The sequence below is a fragment of the Microvirga arsenatis genome, assembly GCF_009910705.1.
Classification (GTDB): Bacteria; Pseudomonadota; Alphaproteobacteria; order Rhizobiales; family Beijerinckiaceae; genus Microvirga; species Microvirga arsenatis.
This window is the reverse complement of sequence record NZ_JAAAXJ010000053.1, coordinates 1-3,066: the sequence shown is the minus strand read 5'-3', so window position 1 is coordinate 3,066 and position 3,066 is coordinate 1. Positions and strand designations below refer to the sequence as shown.

The following is a 3,066-nucleotide window of genomic DNA, read 5'->3' as shown; positions in this document are numbered from 1 at the left end:
CCTGACGACCCTCAGCTGACCCGGAATGTCCGCGCTATTCACTGTCATTGCGTCCGCAGCCTCCATTGCGGACACAGACTCCGTCACTGCATCAGCCATGAAAAGGTGCGGAGATTTGCGCGCTTACCGATGAGGCATCCGGCTTCGCAGAGCCGCCGGCTGCAAAGCTTCAGTGGCCTTCGACGTGGAGCGCGCTTGCATGCGCGTACCGCCATAGCGACCATGATGCGAGCATGGAGACGACGCACCTCCTGGAGCAGGCGCCGGTTGGCTAGAGCTAGTGACCTCTGCGGCCGGGAGGACCAGGCATAATTTCGGATGGCGGACACCCGGAGCACGCGGTACAAGAGCCGCACTAGCCAGGTGCGGGCATGTTGCTGGACAAATGCCAAACCTCATTCTCGCACCTCCGCGATGATGCCGACGGGGTTTGAGATATTCTGCTTCAGGCGAGCGCGCTTGAGTTCACGACGCAGCCAAGCGATCTCGGCCGCTTGATCGGTCGGTGAGGTCACGGGCGCCAACCCCCAGCTCTGTCGCAATCTGCATTAGGCCTCAGCCGCTACTCTCCAGGAGGGCGACGGCTCCTTATTTGAACTCAATGTAAATTCCGGACTTATCTTCGCCGTTGGACACCTTCCCACTGGAGGATCAGAGGTGTCCTTCGATACGAAGGAGGATCAGGTTACAGCCCTTTGTACACCAAATTTGGGGAAGATTATTAGCAGACCCATTGTTGCGTAGGACCTTCACCTGGACGGCTGCTGAGCTGACACTCACCACTGGAGATGTTGAGTGGCCAAGCAAGGCTCCGGCGAGGGTATGAACCGCGCCGGATTTTCCGGAGGCTGATTGGTTTGGATTTTACGCAGCCATCGGCATGACCTCAAGCTGAGCGTAGTAGGCGGCTTCCGCCTCGGCGGGCGGGACGTGGCCGATGGGCTCGAGCAGACGCCGATTGTTGTACCAATCGACCCATTCGAGGGTGGCGAACTCGACGGCCTCGAAGGAGCGCCACGGACCACGCCGATGGATCACCTCAGCCTTGAACAGGCCGATGACGGTTTCCGCCAGGGCATTGTCGTACGAGTCTCCGACACTGCCGACTGACGGCTCAATCCCCGCCTCGGCGAGGCGCCCGGTGTACTTAAGTGACACGTATTGCCCCCCTCTGTCGCTGTGGTGGATGAGGTTGGCTCGCCAGGGCTGTCGGTCATGCAGAGCTTGTTCGAGAGCATCGAGCACGAACTCGGCCCGGGCCGAGCGTGACACCCGCCAGCCCACGATCCTGCGGGCGAAGACATCGATCACGAAGGCCACATAGACGAAGCCCGACCAGGTCGCCACATAGGTAAAATCGCTCACCCACAAGGCGTTCGGCCGCGGTGCCGTAAACTGCCGGTTGACCCGGTCACGCGGACATGGGGCCGCGGCGTCACTGACGGTCGTCTTGATGCTCTTGCCGCGCACTACCCCTTGGAGACCCATCTGCCGCATCAGCCGGGCGACCGTGCAGCGCGCAACATCAATGCCCTCACGCTGCATCTGGCGCCACACCTTGCGCACCCCATAGACGCCAAAGTTGGCCGCGAAGACCCGGCGGATCTCCTGGCACAGTTCAGCGTCCCGGCGCTCACGGGCCGGCCTGCGGTCCGGATTGGCCTTGCGGGCAGCATGTTCGTAGTAGGTCGACGGGGCGATCGGCAGCACACGGCAGATCGGCTCGACCCCGTAAACCTCACGATGCTCGTCGATGAAGGCCTTCATGGCTTGGAGCGGCGGTCGAGCTCCGCCTGGGCAAAATACGCGCTGGCCTTGCGCAGGATCTCGTTGGCCTGGCGCAGTTCACGCACCTCCCGCTCGAGCGCCTTGATCTTCTCCTGCTCCTGGCTCGTTGGCCCTGGGCGAAGGCCCTGGTCGCGCTCGGCCTGCCGCACCCAATTGCGCAGCGTCTCGCCTGAGCAGCCGATCTTGGCCGCAATCGACCGGATCGCGTCATACTGCGAGGCGTACTCGTTGCGGTGTTCGAAAACCATCCGGACCGCCCGCTCGCGGACCTCTGGTGAATATGGGGGTGTTCTCTTCGTCATGGCTCCATCCTGTCAGGTGTTGGAGCCTCCGGGAATCCCGGGACGGTTCAGTACATAGCGCAATGGGGCCCCGTACCAGCGTCATGATATGAATGGCCGGAGCCGTCTGTGCAATGAAAAGTGTTCTCATCGCGCGGACTCTGCCCTTAATCAGGCCTGCAAACGTCCATGTATGGGTAAGGTGTGTTAGCGCAGCGATCCAGACCAGTGGCGTGGCATTGTGTACGCTGGGGCAGCAGTTGATCGGACAAATGAATAAAGGTTGTATTACCGTATGCGATCAGGCGAGGTCGCGTGCAGTCTGCTGCCGAGGTTCACTTCCGGAGTGGCATTCGCCCCGTGAGTCGCGTAGATTGGCAAGACAACAAGGTCCTCTTCCTCCGCTCCCTCATCGGTGAATACCAGCGAGGGAGTTTTTTTGCGAAGAACAACTGAGGCTTCGCTGAGCTTGGCGGAGCAGCATTCCGGTCAGCTCATGTTGAGCGTTGGCGGCTCCGATCTGCATCCTGAACCGCTCAGTCGCACACCGTCCTGATACGGTGGTTCCCGTGATGATCGTGGAACTCGACCTCTCGACAGTGCCGATGGTGACGTGGACGATGGTGCCGGTCCACTTCATAGAATCCACCACCCCTGTGCCGCCGCTCCACGACAACCTCCTCATCGCTGTCATGGTACCACCTATCGTGGGGGATACCGTAGTGCCAAGCTTTCGCCTGTCCAGCTGGGAGCATGCCGCCGAGTGTTAGTACGGCCGCGACGAGGAGCAAGGATCTCTGCGTGAGCATCAGTCTCTCCTGTAATGAGCCCGCCCAGCAGCATGGAAACACTCCTGACATGAACGAGATCCGGTGCCGTCTGGGATGTGGTGGACTTTTGAGAGGGTGGCGTAGTCTCCGGGTGTTGAAGCCCACAAAACGGGATTCGGGCGTTGGAGCGCCAGGGTCCCATTGGAGACCACGCCATGACGGACCCT

Annotated in this window: 1 protein-coding gene and 1 other annotated feature; the gene reads right to left on the bottom strand. The window is 61.0% G+C overall.

Annotated elements, in window-relative coordinates; genetic code table 11:
* Positions 1 to 864: 864 nt before the first annotated feature.
* A protein-coding gene (locus tag GR303_RS24140; protein ID WP_161726993.1) for an IS3 family transposase occupies positions 865 to 2,090 on the bottom strand; the annotation gives its coding sequence in 2 pieces (ribosomal slippage) (positions 865 to 1,802 and positions 1,802 to 2,090; 1,227 coding nt in all).
* Positions 1,693 to 1,809, bottom strand: a sequence feature (AL1L pseudoknot). (Overlaps the previous gene by 117 nt.)
* Positions 2,091 to 3,066: the final 976 nt, after the last annotated feature.